This is a genomic window from Bradyrhizobium sp. USDA3516 (genome assembly GCF_057651995.1).
Genome location: NZ_JBYGYN010000002.1, coordinates 379,037 through 400,177 on the forward strand (window position 1 = coordinate 379,037; position 21,141 = coordinate 400,177).

At 65.7% G+C, this 21,141-nt stretch carries 14 protein-coding genes; 8 read left to right on the forward strand and 6 right to left on the reverse strand.

Annotated elements, in window-relative coordinates; genetic code table 11:
• The first annotated feature begins 40 nt into the window (after nucleotides 1-40).
• Both AC24YW_RS07705 and AC24YW_RS07710 read left to right on the forward strand, forming a co-directional pair.
• Complete coding sequence (locus tag AC24YW_RS07705) at nucleotides 41-1,837, forward strand: adenylate/guanylate cyclase domain-containing protein (RefSeq protein ID WP_487482160.1); 1,797 nt, start codon at nucleotides 41-43, stop codon at nucleotides 1,835-1,837.
• Nucleotides 1,838-2,020: 183 nt separating this feature from the next.
• Nucleotides 2,021-4,786 (forward strand): di-heme-cytochrome C peroxidase, encoded by a 2,766-nt coding sequence (locus AC24YW_RS07710; protein WP_487482161.1) that lies wholly within the window; start codon nucleotides 2,021-2,023, stop codon nucleotides 4,784-4,786.
• Between the two features lie 172 nt (nucleotides 4,787-4,958).
• Here AC24YW_RS07710 and AC24YW_RS07715 read toward each other — a convergent pair whose 3' ends face one another.
• Nucleotides 4,959-5,906 (reverse strand): alpha/beta fold hydrolase, encoded by a 948-nt coding sequence (locus tag AC24YW_RS07715; protein WP_487482162.1) that lies wholly within the window; start codon nucleotides 5,904-5,906, stop codon nucleotides 4,959-4,961.
• A gap of 231 nt (nucleotides 5,907-6,137) precedes the next feature.
• On the opposite strand from AC24YW_RS07715, the gene AC24YW_RS07720 reads away from it, so the two are divergent.
• Nucleotides 6,138-6,602 carry an Hsp20 family protein gene (locus tag AC24YW_RS07720; protein WP_035997846.1) on the forward strand — a complete coding sequence of 155 codons (465 nt, stop codon included), beginning with the start codon at nucleotides 6,138-6,140 and terminating at the stop codon, nucleotides 6,600-6,602.
• Nucleotides 6,603-6,764: 162 nt separating this feature from the next.
• Nucleotides 6,765-7,535 carry an alpha/beta fold hydrolase gene (locus AC24YW_RS07725; protein ID WP_487482163.1) on the forward strand — a complete coding sequence of 257 codons (771 nt, stop codon included), beginning with the start codon at nucleotides 6,765-6,767 and terminating at the stop codon, nucleotides 7,533-7,535.
• A 159-nt stretch (nucleotides 7,536-7,694) separates the two neighbouring features.
• Here AC24YW_RS07725 and AC24YW_RS07730 read toward each other — a convergent pair whose 3' ends face one another.
• On the reverse strand, nucleotides 7,695-8,453 hold the full coding sequence (locus AC24YW_RS07730) for a hypothetical protein (protein ID WP_487482164.1): 759 nt from the start codon (nucleotides 8,451-8,453) through the stop codon (nucleotides 7,695-7,697).
• Between the two features lie 491 nt (nucleotides 8,454-8,944).
• On the opposite strand from AC24YW_RS07730, the gene gltB reads away from it, so the two are divergent.
• Together gltB and AC24YW_RS07740 are read left to right on the forward strand one after the other, a co-directional pair.
• Entirely contained in the window at nucleotides 8,945-13,690 is a 4,746-nt protein-coding gene (gltB, locus tag AC24YW_RS07735; protein ID WP_487482165.1) for a glutamate synthase large subunit, read from the forward strand.
• 144 nt (nucleotides 13,691-13,834) lie between these two features.
• Nucleotides 13,835-15,286, forward strand: a complete 1,452-nt coding sequence (locus tag AC24YW_RS07740; RefSeq protein WP_487482166.1) for a glutamate synthase subunit beta — start codon at nucleotides 13,835-13,837, stop codon at nucleotides 15,284-15,286.
• A gap of 145 nt (nucleotides 15,287-15,431) precedes the next feature.
• Here AC24YW_RS07740 and AC24YW_RS07745 read toward each other — a convergent pair whose 3' ends face one another.
• A complete protein-coding gene (locus AC24YW_RS07745) occupies nucleotides 15,432-17,180 on the reverse strand; it encodes an outer membrane beta-barrel protein (RefSeq protein WP_487482167.1) in 1,749 nt (582 codons plus the stop codon).
• A 191-nt stretch (nucleotides 17,181-17,371) separates the two neighbouring features.
• Between AC24YW_RS07745 and AC24YW_RS07750 the strand changes: the two genes are divergently transcribed.
• Nucleotides 17,372-18,379, forward strand: coding sequence for a KpsF/GutQ family sugar-phosphate isomerase (locus AC24YW_RS07750; RefSeq protein ID WP_260376180.1), 1,008 nt, complete (start codon nucleotides 17,372-17,374; stop codon nucleotides 18,377-18,379).
• A gap of 145 nt (nucleotides 18,380-18,524) precedes the next feature.
• Here the strand turns inward: AC24YW_RS07750 and AC24YW_RS07755 are convergent, their stop codons facing one another.
• Complete coding sequence (locus AC24YW_RS07755; protein WP_487482589.1) at nucleotides 18,525-19,076, reverse strand: carboxymuconolactone decarboxylase family protein; 552 nt, start codon at nucleotides 19,074-19,076, stop codon at nucleotides 18,525-18,527.
• A gap of 83 nt (nucleotides 19,077-19,159) precedes the next feature.
• Here AC24YW_RS07755 and AC24YW_RS07760 point away from each other — a divergent pair, with 83 nt between their 5' ends.
• The gene (locus tag AC24YW_RS07760) at nucleotides 19,160-19,486 is read left to right on the forward strand and encodes a winged helix-turn-helix transcriptional regulator (RefSeq protein WP_487482168.1); all 327 of its coding nucleotides are present in this window, start codon (nucleotides 19,160-19,162) and stop codon (nucleotides 19,484-19,486) included.
• Between the two features lie 159 nt (nucleotides 19,487-19,645).
• Here the strand turns inward: AC24YW_RS07760 and AC24YW_RS07765 are convergent, their stop codons facing one another.
• The gene (locus AC24YW_RS07765) at nucleotides 19,646-20,089 is read right to left on the reverse strand and encodes an NfeD family protein (protein WP_487482169.1); all 444 of its coding nucleotides are present in this window, start codon (nucleotides 20,087-20,089) and stop codon (nucleotides 19,646-19,648) included.
• A 55-nt stretch (nucleotides 20,090-20,144) separates the two neighbouring features.
• Entirely contained in the window at nucleotides 20,145-21,140 is a 996-nt protein-coding gene (locus tag AC24YW_RS07770; protein WP_487482170.1) for an SPFH domain-containing protein, read from the reverse strand.
• Between the last annotated feature and the right edge of the window lies 1 nt (nucleotide 21,141).

Genomic DNA, 21,141 nt, shown 5'->3' on the forward strand with positions numbered 1-21,141 from the left:
TCCCAGATTCCTTACCAAGTCCCCTTGGAGCTTCGCGGATATGGAAAGACGTCTGGCCGCCATCGTCTGCGCCGATGTCGCCGGCTATTCGCGCATGATGGGCAGCGACGAGGCCGGCACCCATGCCGCCTTCAAGGCCCATCGCGCCGCGATCCATCCCATCATCCTCAATCACGGCGGCCGCGTCGTGAAGAACACCGGCGACGGCTTCCTGCTCGAATTCGCCTCGATCGTCGGCGCCGCCGAGGCGGCGATCGCGATGCAGACGCTGATGGCCGAACGCAATCGCCATCTGCCGGCCGACCGCGCCATGCAGTTCCGGCTCGGCATCCACATGGGCGACGTCATCGCCGACGAGGACGAGGTCTTCGGCGACGACGTCAACATTGCCGTCCGCCTGGAATCGGTGGCGAGCCCCGGGGGCTTCGCGATCTCGGCCAAGGCCTATCGGGAGGCGAGCAAGCATCTCACCGTGCCGCTGACCGATGCCGGCAACCATCGCTTCAAGAACATCAAGGATGCGATCGGGGTCTTTACCTGGACGCCCGAAGGTGCACCCGCGCTTGCTCCCGAGCTCCGCGAGGCCTCGGCGCTGTCGCAGCAGTACCGTACTGCGATCGTCGGCGTGCTGCCTTTCGCCAATCTCAGCGACGCCCAGGATGAATATTTCTCCGACGGCCTCACCGAGGATCTGATCCATGCGCTGTCGCTGCAATCCTTCTATCGGGTGCTGAGCCGCAACTCGACCTTCGCCTTCAAGGGCAGGAACATCGGCACCCGGCTGATCGCGCGCGAGATCGACGCCACCTATCTGATCCAGGGTTCGGTGCGACGCGCCGGCGCCAAGATCCGCGTCACCGCCGAATTGATCGCGCCGGAGACCGGCGAGCAGCTCTGGACCGGCCGCTACGACCGCGACATCGGCGATTTGTTCGCGATGCAGGACGAGATCACGACCAACCTGTCCGCCGCCATTGCCACCGAGATCGTCCGTGCCGAGGCCTCGGCGCCGGCGCGGCTCTCGACCGACGTCACCGCCTGGGACCGCTTCCTCAAGGGACTGTCCCATTACTATCGGCAAACCAAGGAGGATCTGGCCGTTGCCGTCGAGCTGTTCCGCGAGGCCATCGGGCTCGATCCCAAGCTGTCGATTGCGCACGCCTATCTCGCCACGATCCAGATCCAGAGCATTCAGTTCGGCTGGGTCAAGGGCACGCGCGAGATGTGGGCCGAGGCGATGAGCCTCGCCGAAACCAGCGTTCGGCTCGATCCGCGCTCCTCCTTCGCGTTCTCGATTCTGACCTGGGCGCACGCGCTGGAGGGTCATCACGAGGCGGCAATGGACGCCGCCAAGCGCGCGGTCGCGCTAAACCCTTACGACAATGGCGCGCGTGGCGTGCTCGGCATCTGCCATTTCATGATCGGCGAGCACCGCGAGGCGATCGAGCTGTTCTCGATGGCCGCGCAACGCGACAACAGCGACCCGCGCTACCAATGGGCGGCGCTGAACGCGTTCAGTCATTACCTTCTGCGCCAATATGACGCGACGCTGTCATGGGCGCGCGAGCAGCTCTACATCAACCCGAATCACATGCAGGCGCTGGCGATCCGCGCGGCGGCGCTGGCGCAGCTCGGGCGAAGCGACGAGGCCAGCGAAGCCGCCCGCGTGCTGATGGCAAATTATCCAACGCTGAACGTCGACAGGCACTTGCGCAACTTCCACTGGAAGCGGCCCGAGGACATCGCGCATTATCGCGAGGGGCTGCTGAAGGCCGGCGTGCCGCTCGGCAAGCTGACGCTGGTGCAGAGCGATGTGAAACGGGCGGCCGAGTCCTGAACGAAAGGGCCGCAGGCCCGACGCGGTTCCGGTGCAACCGCCTGCTCGTGTTGACACGACAGTGAAATGGGCCACACTCGTCACACGCTGAAGTAGTATATCGTGCTGTCGGTTTGTTAGGACTTTCCGCGCTCTAACAGCGCGCCTGCCTTTTCAAGATTCGCTGCTTTCAGGATTTGGGCCATGCATCACCCCGCTTCGAAGCCGCCCCTCGATCCCTCGATTCCAGTCTCGCCGAACAATCCCTGCCCGTTCCTCCGCGGCCTCGTCGGAGAAGGCTTCGTCGAGGGCGGCACCGTCCCGCTCAACACGCTGTCGCAGACCATCGCCAATGCGAGCGGCGAGACGGGGCTGAAGAAGGTCTCGGCCCGCATCCAGGTCCGCGGCGTTGCCATGATCGCCAACGGCATCAAGCATATTCTGAAGAGCATCTGGTCGGGGGCGCAGCTCGACGCGCTACGCGGCGGGCCGCTGGACAAGCGCGGTGCCGGCTCGCGCATCCTCGGCGTCGACGGCAAGGTCGACGAGGACGAGATCGCGCGGCTCGCGAGCTTCGGCCGAACCTACACCGACCCGAACACCGGCAGCGACGAGCCCGGCCTCAACGCCGCGGAAATCAAGACCTTCATGCGCGACAACCTCCAGCGCGCCGGCAGCGCCGCACGCTGGTATTACCCGCTGCTGATGAAGTTCGAATGGCCGATCCTTTTGAAGATCATCGGCAAGGGCAAGCAGGGCGAAGAGCGCTATCTCAGCGTGGCCGACGTGCGCACCCTGTTCGAACAGCGACAATTCCCCGACCGCATCAACCAGCGGATCGTGTCGCAGCCGCTGCTGTCGTCCTGCCAGCTCCGCTTTCGCTGGGCGGTCGCGCTCACGGCGTTCGTCATCGGCCTCGGCCTCGCCCTCCTGGTGGCCGTCGCCGAATTCCCCAATCAGGTTCGCGCCATGCTGCCCCAGAAGGGCGTGCTGGTGAATCTGCTGCCGCCACCCCTGCCCGCGTTGCCCGAAACCAAGGCTGCCTACTGGCTCGAGCAAAACTGGTCGCTAAAAGACCGGCACTGGTTCCATCACGCCAGCCAGGGCACCGCGACGTTCCCGGTGCCCTATGAGTGGTTCGTGGCGCTGGAGCAGCCGCGGCTCCACCTGTTCTCGAAGCCGGGCCTGATCAAGGACAGTGCCTATCTCGAACGCTTCGGCTTCATCCCGAGCCCGCAATCGGTCCAGGTCGACACGGCGACGCTGCGCCGCTTCGGCTACGCCAATGTCTACGAGACCACGCAAGCGTCGGACTGGTCGACGCGCTGGACACCAGCGGAGAACGTCGACGGCCTGCCGGTCGGCTTCGCGCGCATGACCGGCGTCGTCGATCCCGCGACGAGCCGCCGCGAGGACGACATGATCGGGCTGACCTGCGCCGCCTGTCATACCGGCCAGATCCATTATCAGGGCATCGACGTCCGCTTCGACGGCGGACCGGCGATGACCGACCTGAAGAAGCTCGAGCTCGCGACCGGCCTGTCGATCGCCTATACGCTGTACGTCCCGTTCCGCTTCCAGCGTTTTGCCGATCGCGTGCTCGGCCCCGACGCCAGCAAGGCGGACCGCGCTGCGCTCAAGCAGAAGCTGAGCACGATCGGCAGCTTCCTGATCGACTGGGCCAAGACCTACGAGAAGACGATCGAGGCCAAGACGACCTGGGACGGCAAGCAGCAGCAGGACACCGAGGAAGGGTTCGGCCGGCTCGATGCCCTCAACCGCATCGGCAACCAGGTGTTTTCGCAGGACCTTGCAATGAGCGGGGTCAAGGGATTCGAGAAGAATTTGCACGCCCAGGACGCTCCGGTGAGCTACCCCGCGATCTGGACGGTGCCCTGGTTCAAGTTCGCCCAGTACGACGCCTCGATCGAGCAGCCGCTGATCCGCAACGCCGGCGAAGCCCTCGGCGTGACGGCGCTGCTCAATTTGTCCGATGCCTATCCGCAGGACAGGCTGTGGCGCTCCTCGGTGAACATCAGGACGCTCGGCTGGATCGAGGACATGCTGAGAGGCCCCGATCCATTCAAGGCGGCTGATGGTCCGAAGTTCGGCGGCCTGCTCGCACCGAAATGGCCCTCGCACATCCTGGGCGATGCCTGGAAGCTGAAGCCCGATCGGGTCGAGCGCGGCCGCGCCATCTACGCGGAGATGTGCTCCGGATGCCATCTGCCTGACATCAATACCCCGGCCTTCTGGTCGTCGAAGCGCTGGGAGCCGAGCGGCGACAGCAAGGTGCTGAATGCGGTGACGATCCCGCTCGACGAGATCAAGACCGATCCCGAGCAGTCCCTCGTTCTCAGCAAGCGGACCGTCGACGTGCCCGGCTTTCTGAAGGTCAACACGGCCGACCTGCAGGCATGGTGGCAGTGTGAGATCCCGACCGCCAGCAAATCGCCCAACGAGATGGTCTATGCGCTCGGGCTCATGACGGTTGTCGATCTCGTCGCCCGCAAATGGATGGACGACGAGAAGATCCCGGAGGCCGAACGGGCGCAGATCTGGAATATGGCGCGCAAGAACTGTCTCAATCCGGCACCCGATCCGCGCTATCGCGCGCGGCCCCTGAACGGCATCTGGGCCACCGCCCCTTACCTGCACAACGGCTCGGTGCCTTCGCTGTACTGGCTGCTGAAGCCGCAGAACGAGCGCCCGCAAAAATTCTGCATGGGCCGCCGCGACTACGACCCAGACACCGTCGGTTTCGCAGTCGCCGCCGACGAGCGCTGCAAGACCGGTGAAACGGAGTTCTCCGCGACCGGCTCCGACGGCAAGCCGATCCAGGGCAACAGCGTGCTCGGCCATTCCTTCGAGCGCAAGGACGGCGACCCGAAACGCCCCGGCGTCATCGGCCGCATGTTCAAGGACGACGCCGAACGCTACGACCTGATCGAGTATCTGAAGACGCTGTAAGCCGCTTTTCACCTCTCCCCGCTTGCGGGGAGAGGTCGAATTCGATCGCAGATCGAATTCGGGTGAGGGGTACAGGTCTCTCGACGATCTCACGCGCGGAGACAGGCCCCTCACCCCAACCCTCTCCCCGTAAGAACGGGGCGAGGGAGCGCACCGCCTTCGCGGATGTATCTCACTTGAACAGCGGCGTGCCCGGCACGAAGGCGTCGAAGGCGGCCCAGAACTGGGCGCGGTAGCGGTCCTGCTCCTGGAGGATCTCGTGCTTGGCGCCGGCGATCACGAGATGGGAGCCGGCGCGCAAATGATAGGCGAATTCCTCGATCGCCGCGGTCGAGACCACCGTATCGTTGGAGGCCGCCAGCATCAGGATCGGCTGGCGAATCTGGGAGGGGTAGTCCACGCGCTTGAAGGTGTGCATCGCGCGGAAGGCGGTGTCGGCCCAGGCGACCGTCGGCGAGGCCAGTCCGAGCGTCGGGTCTTCCTCCAGGATCGCGGCATTGCGCGCATAGCGGACGGGATCGCTGGTCAGGGGATTGTTGATGAAAGGTTCGAGCCCGGTGAGGCGATCGCTGCCGCCGGGAACGTAGCGGCCGCCCTGCCCGAACAGGCGCATCGTCTTGAGCAGCGCACGCACCGGCAGCGAGGTGGTGCGCCCGGGCAGATCGATCATCGGCGCGGACAGCACCATGCGGTCGAACCAGCGCTTGCCGGCATGGGCCAGCCGCAGCAGCACCGTGCCGCCCATGGAATGGGCGAGCGCGAAGAAGGGCGGCGGGCAATCCGGCAGCACCACCTGCTGCACGAAGGTCTCGACGTCGATCTCGAAATCGGCGAAGTCGCGCACATAGCCCTTGCGCGGATCGCGCAGCCGGCGCGACGAATGGCCCTGCCCGCGCCAGTCGATCATCGCCACCGCAAAGCCGCGGTCGCGCAGGTCGCGCACGGTCTCGAAATATTTCTCGATCTGCTCGCTGCGCCCGGTAAAGACGCATACCGTCCCCTTGCGGTTCGCCGGCGGCGCCCAGCGCGCAAAGCGCAGCTCGACGCCATCAGGGGTCTTGATGGTGCCGCTGACGACGTTTTCGGGGACCGGATTGGCGGGAATCGAGACCAGCGTCATTTGGGCGTGCTTGGGCGGCAAGTCCTTCAAATCAAGTGCTGCAAATCAAGGGGCCAAAGCGCCGAAAAGGCGCCGATCCCGCCCTCTTGAACGCCGTCTCGTTCCACCCATATCACCTTCGTGCAGGCCGCTACCAGTGTTTCGGAACCGGAACATCAGGCTGCACACAGACTAAAGCCCGGCCCGATTGGCGGGCGGGTTACCAACAGTCGCTCAATGGAGGACTTGATCATGCGTAGCTACGACCTCACCCCGTTCTATCGTTCCACCGTCGGCTTCGACCGCCTCTTCAACCTGCTCGACCAGGCCAGCTCGGACGGCAGCCCCGGCTATCCCCCCTACAACATCGAGCGCACCGGCGAGAACGCCTACCGCATCACCGTTGCGGTCTCAGGCTTTGCCAAGGATGAGCTCTCCATCGTCGCGAAGGAAAACACGCTGACGATCAAGGGCGAGAAGGTCGCGAACGAGAACTCGAAATCCGAAGTGCTCTATCGCGGTATCGCCGCGCGTGCCTTCGAGCGCGCCTTCCAGCTCGCCGACTTCGTGCAGGTGAAGGACGCCTCGCTCGAGAACGGGCTGCTTCACGTCGACCTCGTCCGCGAAATTCCCGAGGCCAAGAAGCCGCGCCAGATCGCGATCAACGCCGGCGCCAAGGCGCAGGTGATCGAGAACTCCGCCGCGCAGGCCGCCTGAGCCAAGCGATCAGACCCAGCGACTTCCAGTTGCGAAAGCGCCCCGGTGCCCCCGGGGCGCTTTTTTCATTTTGCACTGCATCACAGAACGGTGAGGGCGTAACGCTGCGGTTTTCCGCTCCGTCCTTTGGGCATCGACCCCAAAACAAGATGGAGAAAGATCATGTCACTTTGGCGCAGCCTTTTCGTCGCCGCGAGCCTGTTGGCGGCCCCCCTCAACCTCGCTCATGCCCAGACACCGCAGACGGTGAAGGCGAAGAACGTCGTTCTGGTGCACGGCGCCTGGGCCGACGGCTCGAGCTGGTCGGAGGTGATCCCGATCCTGCAGGCTGCAGGCCTGCATGTCACCGCCGTGCAGAATCCGCTGTCATCGCTCAGCGATTCCGTTGAAGCGACGAAGCAGGCGCTGGCCGAGCAGGACGGGCCGACGGTGCTGGTCGCGCATTCCTGGGGCGGCACCGTGATCAGCCAGGTCGGCACCGACCCGAAGGTCACCGGCCTCGTCTACGTCGCCGCACGGGCGCCCGATGCGAACGAGGATTTCGTGGCGCTGTCGAAGCAGTTTCCGGCCGGGCCCGCGCGTGCCGGCATCGTCGAGCGAGACGGCAACACCAAGCTCTCGGAAGAGGCCTTCCTGAAGTACTTCGCCAACGGCGTGAAGCCGGAGCAGGCCAAGGAGCTCTACGCCGTGCAATGGCCGACGGCGGCCTCGATCTTCGCCGGCCGAACCACGGAAGCGGCGTGGCACTCCAAGCCGAGCTGGTACGCGGTGTCGAAGAACGACTACACCATCAACCCCGATTTCGAGCGCTTCCTCGCCAAGCGCATGAACGCCACCACGATCGAGCTCGATGCCGGCCACCTCTCCCTGGTGTCGCATCCGAAGGAGGTGGCGAACCTGATCCTGAAAGCGGCGGGATATCCTCGGAGCTGAAGTGATTGCTGTGAATGCAAAAGGCGCCTGAGGTCTCAGGCGCCCTTTGTTTTGGCGAACTCTCTCCCGATGTCGTCCCCGCCTAGTGCGCAATTGCGCACGGGGGCGGGTACGACAGCGAGGGTGTGATAGGCACTGTCGCGTCAAACTCGCGTCGCTTTAGTCCAGCCCCTGCGCGGCCGGCATCTCCTGCGTCGGCAGGATGGTCGGGGCCGGCTTGGCCTGACCGATCGTCGGCGCGGTTGCTTGCGGGGCGGCGTCGGCCGGCTTGGCTTGCACGACGGCGGCCTGCTGCGCCGGCTGGGTCTGCGCTGCCGGGGCCTGCGGCGTCGGCTCTGCCGGCCTGGCAACGACGACCGGCGTCTCGGCGCGCCGCGGGGCGGCCTTCGGCAGCGGCACGGCGCGGCTTGCCACATGCGGGATCGACGCCGGCGGGCGCGGCGGGCCGCTGCGGATCACGGTCGGCGGCAGCGCGGTTTGCGGCCCATACGGCGCGACTGCACGTTCATCATAGGACGGCGCCATCCCATAGGCCTCAGTGGCGGGCATGAAGCGGACAATCCGACCGTCGCGGGCGTCGATCACCAGCCGGCCATCGCCACCTCGGCTGTCGATCACGGCGATGGTGTAGACGCTGCCGCGCAGGCGTGGAATGCCGAGCGGCGAGAAGCCGTTTTCGCGCAGCACGGCGTAAACCTCGGTCGGCGGCAACAGGGCCGGCGCCGGGCCGCGCTCCTCGTAGTGGCCGTAACCGTAGCGCGGCGGCGGAGCGGCCTCCGGCGGCGCGTAGGGCCCGTCGAAATCCGACACCGCGATGACGGCCCCTCTGGCGATACCGCTTGCGGGAACCTGGGCATGGACCGCACCGGCAGCCAGCGCCAGCATGGCGGCGACCACACTTCCTGTGAAAAACTTCATGATCGAGACGCTCCTGTCAGGCCCTCCGGTGGCCGCCCTCTTTCGCTTCTCGCGGCGTGGCGCGCCTTCCGAACGGTTGATCCGAAGCTTCATTTGGGATTTCGGCGCCGGCGGGGCCGGATCAGGGCGTGTTTGCCTCAAAACCGGGGCTGCGCAACTTTTGGAAAGCGATTGATTGACTTCTGCGGAATCGGGACTTCCGCGCGCTTGTGTGCTAGACAAAAATTTGGCAAGGTGATGGTTAGGACAGGAAGACTGTCTCAATTTTGCTTGCGGTTCCGGCATAGGGATTGCAACGAAAGTCGGTGCTCTCGAGCACCAAGAAGGCAACAGGCCAAGCCGTTCTCGGGGACGAAGAACGCGGAGGCCTGAATTTAAGAAAATGCGGCTCGCAACGGACGAGCGGTGACCCAGAGGCGGGTGCCGCGGAACGCCCAAGGTGCGCCGAAGATGGCGGTGAGGCAGCTTGCCGCATGGAGAGGATAGGAACAATGAACGGGTCGCAATTCGAGCGCGCAAACATCGTGGCAGAAGAGCTGTCGGCGACGGTCGCCTCGAAAACGACCGATCGGATCACCTCACCGATTCAAGAGCACAATTCTCGCCCCGAGGCCGAAGGCCTGTACGATCCGAGCCTGGAAAAGGACTCTTGCGGCGTCGGCTTCATCGCCAACATCAAGGGCAAGAAGTCGCACGAGATCGTCTCGGACGCGCTGAGCATCCTCTGCAACCTCGAGCATCGCGGCGCCGTCGGCGCCGACCCGCGCGCCGGTGACGGCGCCGGCATCCTGGTGCAGATCCCGCATGCCTTCTTCAGCCGCAAGGCTGCAGAGCTTGGCTTTGCGCTGCCTCAGCCCGGCGAATACGCCATCGGCGCGCTGTTCATGCCGCGCGACACCGCCTGGCGCAACGTCATCAAGAGCATCGTCGCCGACCAGATCAAGGAAGAGGGTCTGACCCTGCTCGGCTGGCGCGACGTGCCGACCGACAATTCCTCGCTCGGTGTCACCGTGAAGCCGACCGAGCCCGCCTGCATGCAGGTGTTCATCGGCCGCAACGGCACCGGCAAGACCGAGGACGAATTCGAACGCCGGCTCTACATCCTGCGCAAGTCGATCTCGCAGGCGATCTACCAGCGCCGCGACCGCGGCCTCGCCGGCTATTACCCGTGCTCGATGTCCTGCCGCACCGTGATCTACAAGGGCATGTTCCTGGCCGACCAGCTCGGCAAGTACTATCCCGATCTGCACGAGGCTGACTTCGAGAGCGCACTCGCGCTCGTGCATCAGCGCTTTTCGACCAACACCTTCCCGGCCTGGTCGCTGGCGCATCCCTACCGCATGATCGCGCACAACGGCGAGATCAACACGCTGCGCGGCAACGTCAACTGGATGGCGGCGCGCCAGGCCTCGGTCAGCTCCGAGCTCTACGGCAAGGAGATCAACCGGCTCTGGCCGATCTCCTATGAAGGACAGTCGGACACCGCCTGCTTCGACAACGCACTCGAATTCCTGGTGCAGGGCGGCTACTCGCTGCCGCACGCCGTGATGATGATGATTCCGGAGGCGTGGGCCGGCAATCCCTTGATGGACGAGAAGCGCCGCGCTTTCTACGAATATCATGCCGCGCTGATGGAGCCTTGGGACGGCCCCGCCGCGATCGCCTTCACCGACGGCCGCCAGATCGGTGCCACCCTCGACCGCAACGGCCTCCGGCCGGCGCGCTATCTCGTCACCAAGGACGATCGCATCGTCATGGCGTCCGAGATGGGCGTGCTGACGATCCCCGAGGACCAGATCATCACCAAGTGGCGGCTGCAGCCCGGCAAGATGCTGCTGGTCGACCTCGAGCAGGGCCGCCTGATCCCGGACGACGAGATCAAGGCTTCGCTCGCCGCCAGCCATCCCTACAAGGAGTGGCTGGAGCGGACCCAGATCGTGCTCGAAGACTTGCCGAAGGTGCCGACCACCGGCGTGCGCTCCAACCTGTCGCTGCTCGATCGCCAGCAGGCGTTCGGCTACAGCCAGGAAGACATCACCATCCTGATGACGCCGATGGCGGCCACGGGCGAGGAAGCCGCGGGCTCGATGGGCAACGACACGCCGATCTCGGCGCTGTCGGACAAGGCCAAGCCGCTGTTCACCTATTTCAAGCAGAACTTCGCGCAGGTCACCAACCCGCCGATCGACCCGATCCGCGAGGAGCTGGTGATGAGCCTCGTCTCGATCATCGGGCCGCGGCCGAACCTGTTCGACCTGCAGGGCATGGCCACGACCAAGCGCCTCGAGGTGCGCCAGCCGATCCTGACCGACGCGGACCTGGAGAAGATCCGCTCGATCTCGGAGGTGGCGGAGTCGCACTTCAAGTCGCGCACGCTGGACACCACCTTCCACGCCGGCCTCGGCGCGGCCGGCATGGAGCAGGTGCTGGACGAACTCTGCGCGCGCGCCGAAAGCGCCGTGCGCGAGGGCGTCAACATCATCATCCTGTCCGACCGCATGGTCGGCGCCGACCGCGTGCCGATCCCCTCGCTTTTGGCCTGCGCCGCCGTGCATCATCACCTGATCCGCACCGGACTGCGCACCTCGGTCGGCCTCGTCGTCGAATCCGGCGAGCCGCGCGAAGTGCATCACTTCGCCTGCCTTGCCGGCTACGGCGCCGAAGCGATCAATCCCTACCTCGCGTTCGAGACCATCACCGCGATGAAGGACCGCCTGCCCGGCTCGCTCGACGACTATGAGATCGTCAAGCGCTACATCAAGTCGATCGGCAAGGGCCTGCTCAAGGTGATGTCCAAGATGGGCATCTCGACCTACCAGTCCTATTGCGGCGCCCAGATCTTCGACGCCGTCGGCCTCAAGGCCGAGTTCGTGTCGAAGTTCTTCGCCGGCACGCATACCCGCGTCGAAGGCGTCGGCCTCGCCGAGATCGCCGAAGAAGCCGTGCGCCGCCATGCCGACGCGTTCGGCGAGGCGCAGGTCTACAAGACCGCGCTCGATGTCGGCGGCGAATATGCCTACCGCAGCCGCGGCGAGGACCATGCCTGGACCGCCGAGTCCGTGTCGCTTCTCCAGCATGCCGCGCGCGGCAATTCGCAGGAGCGCTACCGCGCCTTCGCCAAGATCCTGAACGAGCAGTCGGAGCGCCTGCTGACGCTGCGCGGCCTGTTCCGGATCAAGGGCGCGGAGGAAGAGAAGCGCAAGCCCGTGCCGCTCGACCAGGTCGAGCCGGCCAAGGAGATCGTCAAGCGCTTCGCCACCGGCGCGATGAGCTTCGGCTCTATCTCGCGCGAGGCGCACACCACGCTCGCGATCGCCATGAACCGGATCGGCGGCAAGTCGAACACCGGCGAAGGCGGCGAGGAAGCCGACCGCTTCAAGCCGATGCCGAACGGCGATTCGATGCGTTCGGCGATCAAGCAGGTCGCCTCGGGCCGCTTCGGCGTCACAACGGAGTATCTCGTCAACTCCGACATGATGCAGATCAAGATGGCGCAGGGTGCCAAGCCCGGCGAAGGCGGCCAGCTGCCCGGCCACAAGGTCGACGCGACCATCGCGAGAGTCCGGCACTCGACGCCGGGCGTCGGCCTGATCTCGCCGCCGCCGCACCACGACATCTACTCGATCGAGGACCTGGCGCAGCTGATCTACGACCTCAAGAACGTCAACCCGACGGGCGACGTTTCGGTCAAGCTGGTCTCCGAGATCGGCGTCGGCACCGTGGCCGCGGGCGTTGCCAAGGCGCGCGCCGACCATGTCACGATCGCGGGTTTCGAGGGCGGCACGGGTGCTTCGCCCCTGACCTCAATCAAGCATGCGGGCTCGCCATGGGAAATCGGCCTCGCCGAAACCCACCAGACCCTGGTGCGCGAACGACTGCGCAGCCGCATCGTGGTCCAGGTCGACGGCGGCTTCCGCACCGGCCGTGACGTCGTGATCGGCGCGCTGCTGGGCGCCGACGAGTTCGGCTTCGCCACCGCGCCGCTGATTGCGGCCGGCTGCATCATGATGCGCAAGTGCCACCTCAACACCTGCCCGGTCGGCGTCGCGACCCAGGACCCCGTCCTGCGCAAGCGCTTCACCGGCCAGCCCGAGCACGTGATCAACTACTTCTTCTTCGTCGCGGAGGAAGTCCGCGAGATCATGGCTTCGCTCGGTTTCCGCACCTTCAACGAGATGGTCGGCCAGGTGCAGCTGCTCGACCAGACCAAGCTGGTCGCGCATTGGAAGGCCAAGGGGCTCGACTTCTCCAAGCTGTTCGTCAAGCAGAAGGAAGAGAAGGGCCAGAAGATCTATCATTCCGAGCGCCAGAACCATCATCTGGAGGCGGTGCTCGACCGCACGCTGATCGAGAAGGCGCAGGCGGCGCTCGACCGCGGCGCGCCGGTGAAGATCGAGGCCGCCATCAACAGCACCAACCGCTCCGCAGGCGCGATGCTCTCAGGCGCGGTCGCCAAGATCTACGGCCATGCCGGCCTGCCGCACGATACCATCCATGTCAGCCTCAAGGGCACCGCAGGTCAGGCCTTCGGCGCCTGGCTCGCCCACGGCGTCACCTTCGAGCTCGAAGGTGAAGGCAACGACTATGTCGGCAAGGGCCTGTCGGGCGGCAAGATCATCGTCAAGCCGCCGAGGAATTCGGCCATCGTGCCGGAAGAGAGCATCATCGTCGGCAACACCGTGATGTACGGCGCGATCGAGGGCGAGTGCTACTTCCGCGGCATCGCCGGCGAGCGTTTTGCCGTGCGTAATTCGGGCGCGGTCGCCGTGGTCGAGGGCGCGGGCGATCATTGCTGCGAATACATGACCGGCGGCATCGTGGTCGTGCTCGGCAAGACCGGGCGCAACTTCGCGGCCGGCATGTCCGGCGGCATCGCCTATGTGCTCGACGAGGATGGCTCCTTCGACAAGCTGTGCAACCTCAGCATGGTCGAGCTCGAGCCGGTGCTGTCGGAGGAGCTGATCAACGCCGGCACCTATCACCATGCCGGCGACCTCGAGGCGCATGGCCGGGTCGACGTGTTCAAGAACCTGCTCGCCTCCGACGTCGAGCGGCTGCACGTCCTGATCTCGCGCCACGCCAAGGCGACCGGCTCCAAGCGCGCCGCCGACATCCTCGCCAATTGGAAGGACTGGCTGCCCAAATTCCGCAAGGTGATGCCGGTCGAGTACCGGCGCGCACTGCGCGAAATGGCAGCCAACGCGGACGCCGAGCCGAAAATCGCGATCGGGGCGTAAGGCATCACACCCCGTCATTGCGAGCGAAGCGAAGCAATCCAGACTTTCTTCCTTGATGCAGACTGGATTGCTTCGTCGCAAGAGCTCCTCGCAATGACGGTGGGTAAGCAACAAAGAACTTAAGCGGCAGGGACTTCGGGTTTAATGGGCAAGATCACGGGTTTTCTGGAAATCGAACGGCACGACCGCAAGTACACCCCGGTCGCCGAGCGCGTGAAGCATTACAAGGAATTCGTCGTTCCGCTCTCCGAGAAGGAGGTGCGCGACCAGGCCGCGCGCTGCATGAACTGCGGCATTCCCTATTGCCACGGCACCGGCTCGGTCGCGCCGGGCACGCCGGGCTGCCCGGTCAACAACCAGATCCCCGACTGGAACGACCTCGTCTATCAGGACAATTGGGAAGAGGCCTCGCGCAACCTGCACTCGACCAACAATTTCCCGGAGTTCACGGGGCGCATCTGCCCGGCACCGTGCGAGGCGTCCTGCACGCTCAACATCGACGACAACCCCGTCACCATCAAGACGATCGAATGCGCGATCGTCGACCGCGCCTGGGACAATGGTTGGCTGCCTCCCGAGATCGCGCCGCATAAGACCGGCAAGAAGGTCGCGGTGATCGGCTCGGGTCCGGCCGGCATGGCCTGCGCGCAGCAGCTGGCGCGCGCCGGCCACGACGTCCACGTCTACGAGAAGTTCGCCAAGGCCGGCGGCCTGCTCCGCTACGGCATCCCCGACTTCAAGATGGAGAAGGGCATCATCGACCGCCGTGTGGCGCAGATGGAAGCCGAAGGCGTCACCTTCCACTACAACAGCCATGTCGGGGCCGACGGCAACGTCGATCCGCGCGAGATGCTGAACGAATACGACGCCGTGGCGCTGACCGGCGGCGCCGAGGCCCCGCGCGACCTGCCGATCCCCGGCCGGGAGCTCACCGGCATCCACTACGCCATGGACTTCCTGCCGCAGCAGAACCGCCGCGTCTCCGAGGAGCCGCTCGGCAGCGTCCAGGAGATCCTGGCCGGTGGCAAGCATGTCGTCGTCATCGGCGGCGGCGACACTGGATCTGACTGCATCGGCACCTCGCTGCGCCAGGGCGCGCTCTCGGTGACCCAGCTCGAGATCATGCCCGCGCCGCCTGAGCGAGAGAACAAGGGCCTGACCTGGCCGAACTGGCCGCTGAAGATGCGGACGTCCTCGAGCCAGGCCGAAGGCGCCGTGCGCGAATACGCGGTGCTGACCCAGAAGTTTTCCGGCGAAAACGGAAAGGTCAAGAAGCTGCACTGCGTGCGCGTCGACGACAAGTTCAAGCCGATTGCCGGCACCGAGTTCGAGTTAGAGGCCGAGCTCGTCCTGCTCGCGATGGGTTTCGTCCACCCCGTGCACGAGGGCCTCCTGAAGCTGCTCGCCGTCGAGCTCGATCCCCGCGGCAACGTCAAGGCCAACACGCTCGACTACCAGACCTCGCGCCCGAACGTGTTCACCGCCGGCGACATGCGCCGCGGCCAGTCGCTGGTGGTCTGGGCGATCCGCGAGGGCCGGCTGTGCGCCCGGTCGATCGACACGTTCCTGATGGGGAAGACGGATCTGCCGCGGTAGTTGAGCTGGTCATTCCGGGGCGCGCCACTTGGCGCGAACCCGGAATCCATCGGGCCTCAGGGTTGGTGGATAGATAGATTCCGGGTTCGCGCTTCGCGCGCCCCGGAATGACGATAGAGAGAGATGCGCTCGGCAGCAGGCTCTCTCAATTCTGCAGCCTCACCCCCAGCAACACCACCGTGCCCTGCGAGCTCGATCCCGCCAGGCTCGAATCCAGGATGTCGTGGCGCAGCGTGCCCTTCACCCAGATGTTGCGGTTGAGCTTGTAGATCAGATTGCTTTCGAACGAGTAGGTCTTGTCGTTGCGGTTCTGGCCCTGGTAGTCGAGCGTGCCGTAGGTGAACTTGCCGACCGCCGTGAGCCAGCGGCGGAAGTCGTGGTCGACTTCGGCGGAGTAGGTGCGGACCAGCACGCCGGAGGAGCCGGGGACCGTGGTCTCCGAGATCTGCGTGTCGGTGAAGAACTTCACCGTGGTGAGGCCGCTGGCGCTCCAGATCAGCGAGCCCGTGGTGAGGAAGCCCGCGAGCTGGCTGAGGCGCGGATCGGTGTAGCTGCGCGCGGAATAGCCGACCGATATCTCGCCGGTGAGGATGCGCGAGAACTCGAAGGACGAGCCGACCTTGGCATAGCCGCCGTTGGAATCGCGGAAATAGCCGTTGCGGTCGGAGGCCTGGTCGTGCACGCGCCTGTCGCCCTGGATCTCGACGAAGGGCTTCAGGCCCGGCTTGAGGTCGTAGGAGAAGCGGCCGACGCCGCCATATTGGTTGAAGTTGCGGTCGTCGTTGCTGAAGCTCGAGCCGTCGGTGAGCTTGGAATCGGTGTAGGCGGTGCGATCGATCGTGGCGCCGGCGGCAACCTGGAAACGGTTGAAGGTCTGGTCGAAGCCGAGCGTCGTGCCGTAGGCGGCGTAGACCGGATATCTCTGCAGGCCGGCCTGCACGTTGGGGCTGCCGGGATTGTCGGTGGCGAGCCGCAGGCGCAGCTGCGAGGTCAGCTTGAAATCGCGGGTGACGTCGAGCCGGCCATCGACATGGCCGTTGAAATCGGGACGGTTGGCCTCGACCGGCGATGGCGAGGCGAAGCCGTTGATCGTCGCCGGCATGTCGTTGGTGTAGCCCGAGAACGAGCCGCGCAGATCGGCGACCAGCGCGTGGCGCTCCCAATCCGACACCACGAGCAGATCCGGTGCGATGACATAGGCGGGCGAGCCGACCGGCCTATTGAGGCGCGTCGGATTGCTGTCATAGCCGGCGGAGAGCTCGAGCCCGCCCTTGATCAGGAAGCTGCCCGCATAATCGCCGACCGCGCCGAACGGATCGTCATCGGCCCTGAGCCGGCGGCGCAGCGGCTGGCCGGGCACATTGCCCGCCATCGCCGCCGGCACCGGCACCTTGTGCGCGGTCTCGGACGGCGGCGGCGCGATGCGCGGCGGGCCGAGCGTCGTGGCCGGCGTTGCGGGCGGCGGCGAGCCGGGACCGGCGCGCTTCGGCTTCGGCTGGCCCGGATAAAGCTTGGGCTGCTGGCGCTTGCGATTGAGCGAGTCGTAGCCGGAGCCACTCGCGCCGGTGGCGGCCGGCAGGCCATAGGTCGGGACCTGACCGACACGCGAGCTCGCCGGCGTCTGCGGACGCTGGCGCGGGTCGGCGTTGGGATCAGGCAGTTTCGGCAATGTGTCGGAGGGCGCCTGGGGCACGCCGGCGGTACGGCGGGTCGGCAGCGTGTCAGGCGAGGCGAAGCCGCCGCGGTTGGGATTGAACAGGTCGGGCGTCAGGCCCTGGGCCGCCGCCGGGCCACTTGCGAGGCCGGTCAGCGCAAGTCCTGGCACAAGGCACGGCAAAGCGGCGCGCAGGAAATGCGCGACCTTGCTCCGGCCCCTGCCTGGAGACGACCCCACGATGGAATTACCCCAACGAAATCAAATACTTTCTCGATCGTCCCCACCGGCTGGCGGGAACCATCGTTAATGGAGTTAAAACAATTATGGTTAATGACCCGTTGAGGGCGGAGGCCGGCGCGTCGCCTCGCTGATCGGGGCGTGCTAAGCAGGCGCCAATAGGCGAACGCCCCTCCTCCCTGGACCCGACCATGCCGAGCTCGAAACCGCTGATGACCCAATCATCCGGCTCCATTCCCGATAGCGTCGAATCTGCGCTCCGCACCCTGGAGACGGAAAGCGGCGGCATCAATGCGCTCGCCGCCGCGCTGCGCGGGCCGCTGGGCGAGCCCTTCGCCAAGGCGGTCGAGCTGATCCGCAACGCCAAGGGCCGCGTCATCGTCACCGGGCTCGGCAAATCAGGCCATATGGGCCGCAAGATCGCCGCGACCCTGGCCTCGACCGGCACGCCCGCCTTCTTCGTGCACGCCGCCGAAGCCGGCCATGGCGACCTCGGCATGATCACGCCCGACGACGTCATCATGGCGCTGTCCTGGTCCGGCGAGCAGCCGGAGATGAAGAACCTCGTGAACTATTCGGCGCGCTTTGCGATCCCGATGATCGCGGTGACGTCGAACGCGTCGTCCTCGCTGGGACAGGCCGCCGATCTCGTGATCGAGCTGCCGAAGGCGCGCGAGGCCTGCCCGCACAATCTGGCGCCGACCACCTCGACGCTGATGCAGGCCGCGATCGGCGACGCGCTTGCGATCGCGCTGCTCGAAGGGCGCGGCTTCACGGCGCTGGAGTTCGCGCATTTCCACCCCGGCGGCAAGCTGGGCGCGATGCTGAAATTCGTCCGCGACTACATGCGCACGGGCGCCGAGATTCCGCTCAAGCCGCTCGGTACCGAGATGTCGGAAGCCGTGGTCGAGATGTCGGCCAAGGGTTTGGGGTGCGTCTGCATCGTCAACGATGCGGGCGAGGCCGTCGGCATCATCACCGACGGCGATCTGCGCCGCCACATGCGACCCGATCTGCTGACGGTGACTGTCGACGAGATCATGACCAAGCAGCCCAAGACCGTGCCGCCCTCGATGCTCGCGACCGAGATGATCGAGGTGCTGAACACGCGGAAGATCACCACGCTGCTGGTGACCGAAGCGAACAAGGTGGTGGGGATCGTGCACCTGCACGATCTGCTGCGCGCGGGCGTGGCCTGACCTGTCATCCCGGGGCATCGCGCAGCGATGAGCCCGGGATCCATTTCACCCCGAAGTCGCTGCCCGAGGGATTCCGGGCTCGCGCTTCGCGCGCCCGGGAATGACGGTGAGGATGAGACGCTCCTCGCAATGACGGCGGAGAGACCTATTCCGGAAACCGCGCCGCGTTCTGCTCCAGCGGCAAGCGCAGCCCGTTCGCCAGATACGACACCGTGCGATAGAAGCCGCACAGCAGCATGATCTCCAGGATCTGCGCCTCGTCGTGATGCGCGGAGAGCGCGGCGAATTCGTCGTCGCTCAACGTCGCGCGATGATGCAGCGCGTCCACGGCTGCGATCAGCGCCTGCTCGGCCGGCGACCAAAGGGCCGAATTCGCATCACCCAGCGCCGTCGCACGCACCTCCTCCGCGGTGAGCTTCGCCGGCCCGGCGAAGATCGCGACATGCACGCCCCATTCGTATTCGCATCCGTTCAGCGCACAGGTGCGGTCGATGACGATCTCACGCTGGCGCAGCGAGAGCGGGCCCGGATCGAGCAGGCCGCCGCTGCGAAACTTGTCCCAGGCGCGCCCATGGCCCGCGATCACCCGGAACAGCACCAGCGGCGGCGCACCGCGCATGATGCGGTCGAATTGCGCCTGGATCTCCGGGGGATAAGGCGGCGAGAGCGGCGCGATGCGCGGTGAGGCCTGGGACATCGCGGCAGACATGGGCCGGCTCCTCTGCTACATTTATCATAGCAATACGCTACATTATTTGTAGCACAGCGCAAGAGGCGACGATGGCGAAACAGGCGGGATCGACGACACGCAGCGTCCGTGGCTCGCGCACCGGGCGGCCGATCATGGCTTTGCTCGACCTGCTCGGCCGGCGCTGGGCCTTGCGGATATTATGGGAGTTGCGCGGAGAGCCCCTCACCTCGCGCGCCCTGCGCTGCGCCTGCGACGAGGCCTCGCCCACGGTGCTGCAGGCCCGGCTGACCGAGCTGCGCGAGGCGGGCTTCGTGGAGCTGGGCGACGGCGGAGGTTACGGTCTGACACCGCTGGGCCGGGAATTGTGCGAGACGTTCATGCCGCTGCACAGGTTTGCGGAGCGATGGAGGAGGTGAGACGGCGCTCTCCCTCTCCCCGTTCTTGCGGGGAGAGGGTCGGGGTGAGGGGCCTCTCTCCACGCTTGAGATTCTCGAGGGACCTGTACCCCCTCACCCGGACTGCATCTGCGATGCAATCCGACCTCTCCCCGCAAGCGGGGAGAGGTGAAGAAGCAGCTACGCCGCCGCCACGGTCAGGTTCGCGCCGTCCACCTGCACCACTTTCACCCGCGTGCCTGCCGGCGTATCGGGCCCAGCCACGCGCCACACCGTGTCGCCGATGCGCACGGTGCCGGTGCCGTCGATGATCGGCTTCTCCAGCGTGAACTCACGGCCGAGCAGCGCTTCGCTGCGCTTGTTGAGGAACGGGCTGGCGCTGGCGTTCGGCTTCGGCTTGGCGAGACGGCGCCAGATCGGCACGGCCGCGGCGGCAAAGATCGCGAACATCACGAGCTGGATCTGCCAGGAAATGGCAACAGCGAACGAGATCAGCCCGACCAGCAGCGCAGCGAGCCCGAGCCAGAACAGGAAGATGCCCGGCGCCAGCACCTCCAGCGCCATCAGGATGAAGCCGAGGATCAGCCAGTTCCAGTTGCCGAGCGATACGAACATGTCGGTCATGACACGACCTCTCTCAATTGGCGCAAGTTCTCATCGGAAGGTCATGCGCCCGTCACTATCCCTGCCGCGGCGGCACCGCCGGCGGCGTGCTGCCAGTCGTCGGTACCGAGCCGCCGCGGCGGGCGGCGGTCGCCGCGCCTTCGCCGAACGTGGCCTTCGCAATTTCGCCGATGCCGGCGAGCGAGCCCAGCATGCTCATCGCTTCGACCGGAAGCATGATGACCTTCTGGTTCGGCGAGTCGGCCAGTTGCCCGAATGCCTTGATGTACTTGTCGGCGATAAAATAGTTTAGCGCAGCGACATCGCCCTTGGCGATGGCCTCGCTGACCATTTGCGTGGCCTTGGCCTCGGCTTCCGCCGATCGCTCGCGCGCCTCGGCATCGCGGAAGGCGGCCTCGCGGCGGCCTTCCGCCTGGAGGATCTGGCCCTGCTTGGCGCCCTCGGCGCGCAGGATCTCGGACTGGCGCTGGCCTTCGGCCGCGAGGATGTCGGCGCGCTTGACCCGCTCGGCCTTCATCTGCCGGCCCATGGCTTCGACGAGGTCGGCGGGCGGCACGATGTCCTTGATCTCGATGCGGTTGACCTTGACGCCCCAGGGCGAGACCGCGGCGTCGACCACGCGGAGCAGGCGCTCGTTGATCTCGTCGCGGTGCGACAGCACCTGGTCGAGGTCCATCGAACCCATCACCGAGCGGATGTTGGTCATGGTCAGGACCGTGATCGCCTGGGTGAGGTTGGCGACCTCATAGCTCGCCTTGGCGGCATCGAACACCTGATAGAAGGCGACGCCGTCCACCGTCACGGTGGCGTTGTCCTTGGTGATCACCTCCTGCTCGGGAATGTCGATCACCTGCTCCATCATGTTGATCTTGCGCCCGACGCGATCGAAATAGGGCACGATCAAATTGAGCCCGGGGCTCAGCGTCTGGGTGTATTTGCCGAACCGCTCGATGGTCCAGTCATAGCCCTGCGGCACCGTCTTCACGCCGGCGACCAGCGTGACGATGACGAGCAACACCAGAACAATCGCGAAAATATCGAAACCGCTCATA